At 33.5% G+C, this 2,371-nt stretch carries 4 protein-coding genes; all 4 read right to left on the bottom strand.

Going from position 1 to position 2,371, the window contains the following annotated elements; genetic code table 11:
- On the bottom strand, nucleotides 1-714 hold a 714-nt coding region (locus tag AC15TD_RS02375; RefSeq protein WP_484450538.1), incomplete at its 3' end, for a recombinase family protein.
- A 3-nt stretch (nucleotides 715-717) separates the two neighbouring features.
- Nucleotides 718-858: a hypothetical protein gene (locus tag AC15TD_RS02370; protein WP_484450537.1), complete on the bottom strand. Its 141-nt coding sequence runs from the start codon at nucleotides 856-858 to the stop codon at nucleotides 718-720.
- 64 nt (nucleotides 859-922) lie between these two features.
- Complete coding sequence (locus tag AC15TD_RS02365; protein WP_484450536.1) at nucleotides 923-1,831, bottom strand: hypothetical protein; 909 nt, start codon at nucleotides 1,829-1,831, stop codon at nucleotides 923-925.
- 154 nt (nucleotides 1,832-1,985) lie between these two features.
- Nucleotides 1,986-2,371, bottom strand: a 386-nt coding sequence (locus AC15TD_RS02360) for a hypothetical protein (protein WP_484450535.1), incomplete at its 5' end; no start/stop codon positions are given.

The raw sequence follows: 2,371 nt of genomic DNA, 5'->3' as shown, positions 1-2,371 counted from the left end.
TTCAGGCTCGTCCTTATAAGCTTTAATAAATACTCCGCCATAATAAATAGGATTTCTAAGAATAATAGAAAACATGGATTTAGAGCTTTTTAAACCTTTTATGTTTAGCCTTTTGAAGACTTCTTTTTGCGTATAAATACCTTTAGCAATAAGTTCAAACCCTTCCTGTATTAAAGGAGCAATTGGAGAAGGTGTTAAAATTGGTTTTTTGGTATCATCTCGTCCTACATAATACCCTTTCGGAGGAGCTCCAACATATCTACCCTCTTTAAAAGCACGACGCATACCAGCAATCACATTTTGAGAACGCCTTTGATTTTCAACCTCAGGAATCGCTAAGTAAACAGCCAACATGAGTAACTGTTCAGGAATCGACATATCTAAAGGTTGGGTAATGGCATTTATTTTAATGTCTAAAGCATCAAAAGTCGCTATCATTTGATAGGATTCAGCCGTATTTCTGGAAAACCTATCCCATTTTACAAGCAAAAGCTCATCAATTTGTCTTTTATTACTCTTGCAATAAGCCAATAGCTTTTTAAACTCAGGGCGGTTAAATGTTTTCGCTGAATAATCCTCTCTGTAAATAGCAACGATATTATAATCACGCTCTTCACAATATTGTGTCAATTTAGCTTCCTGATCACGAAGCGAATATCCCTTATCAGCCTGTTCATCTGTAGATACTCGTACATATAAGATAACGTTCTTCATAGCTTAACTTTTTGAATGCGTTAGGTTGTGACATATCACATCAGATATAGCCTCTAACATATTTACAATCTCTTTAATTTCTTGGTCCGTATACGGACTTTCATTGTTTTTGTTTAAAATGCGTTTCGCATCATTAATTTTCATTATTTCCAATAGGGTCCATAAGAAGTTTTCGAGACTTGTTATATGACTTTTGGATAGTTAAGAGCTAGGGATTTCCTAGGTCTATTTTCTGTTTTGTTGTATTTTTTATTAATAAATGTTTACCATTCCTAAAAATAATCTTTGCGTGCCCATAGTCATTCAATCCAAGTATTTTATTGAGTTCGGTAGCTTGATGTCCTAAGACTTCAACACTAGATGTGCTCTCAACAGTTATCTGCTGATCATTGTTTTTATAAATGATAATCTTATCAAAATTTCGTGACTTAAGTATTTTTAAGATTTTGAGCTCATTAGTACTAAGCAGCCCAAAGTCTTTGGAATATTTAAGTAAGGATTTGTTTTCAAAAAACCGTTCAAAAAGAGGTCTTATGGGAATATTTATCACACTGTGTTCCACTAATCCTTGGATTATTTCAGTTTTATAATCTTCATCGGTTTGTTGGTGATATAATGACTCTAGGGTAGGATTAAACACCTCAAAACTAAGCTTAGTTTCCGAAGGCTTTTTGAAAATAAAAATACTGGGTGATTGTCCTGAGAGCAAAATAGCATTTATGAGCGTTCCCATTGGACTATAATAAATTTTAGTGGAATCAGGACTGTTCTGCACAAAATCTACCATGCCATGGATATCTATATTAAAAGCATTTAAAAAAGTGTTTACTTCATGATCCAATGCTATACGACCAATTTCCATGATGTCGTCTTTAGACATCTCTTTCATGAAATTAAAATCAGGTATGGTAAATAGAAAGGTCTTCAATTCCTTTATCGTGCTAAGACCAACATTAAAAGAGCGCAGTTCTTTAATTATGAGAACCCACAAAGCCTCAAAGGCATTGAGTACAACTTTTTTCCGTGTGACTTTATTAGCAATATCCTCATCGGACATCTGATGCTCATAGTCAATGATACCTTTGTCTTTCCAATTAAAGAACACACGATGTGCCACGTCTAAATCAGATAGGGATACCTTAGATTTTGATAGGCCGGGATATTGATTTATTAGATTGATGAGCTCTTCCATAGAGCTAATATAGGTAATATATGTAATACAAACAAAATATCATAATAATTAATATGTTGTATTTAGACACGGTAAAAACTTAAAAATACACCACATGGTTGGTATGAAGGTCAAAATACGGGAATTTATTAAAGTTTCTCGGAGGTAAATTAGTAATCAAATGATATCTATCAAGCTTATTAATCAGAGTCGCAATATCTTTTTTTGTTGCTGGCTTAGAATCATCACCAGTCAATAGGTTTTTGATAAATTCCGCAATTAAAGTTCCCGCAACAACATTACCGACTCCAGCAGAACTCATTTTTTCAATAGCATTTTTCTTTTCTATTGGAATGTTTTTAGGTTGCACGAATTGAGGTAATGCATCTTTTTTTTCTTTGGGAGTATTTTTTACATCACCCTTATTCACCTGTCTTCTATGATAAGCTTTTGCCCTACAACTATTACTACAATATTTTTGTGCGT

This window comes from Yeosuana sp., assembly GCF_057126245.1.
Note: the sequence above shows the minus strand (reverse complement) of the source record. Positions and strands in the feature narration are given on the sequence as shown.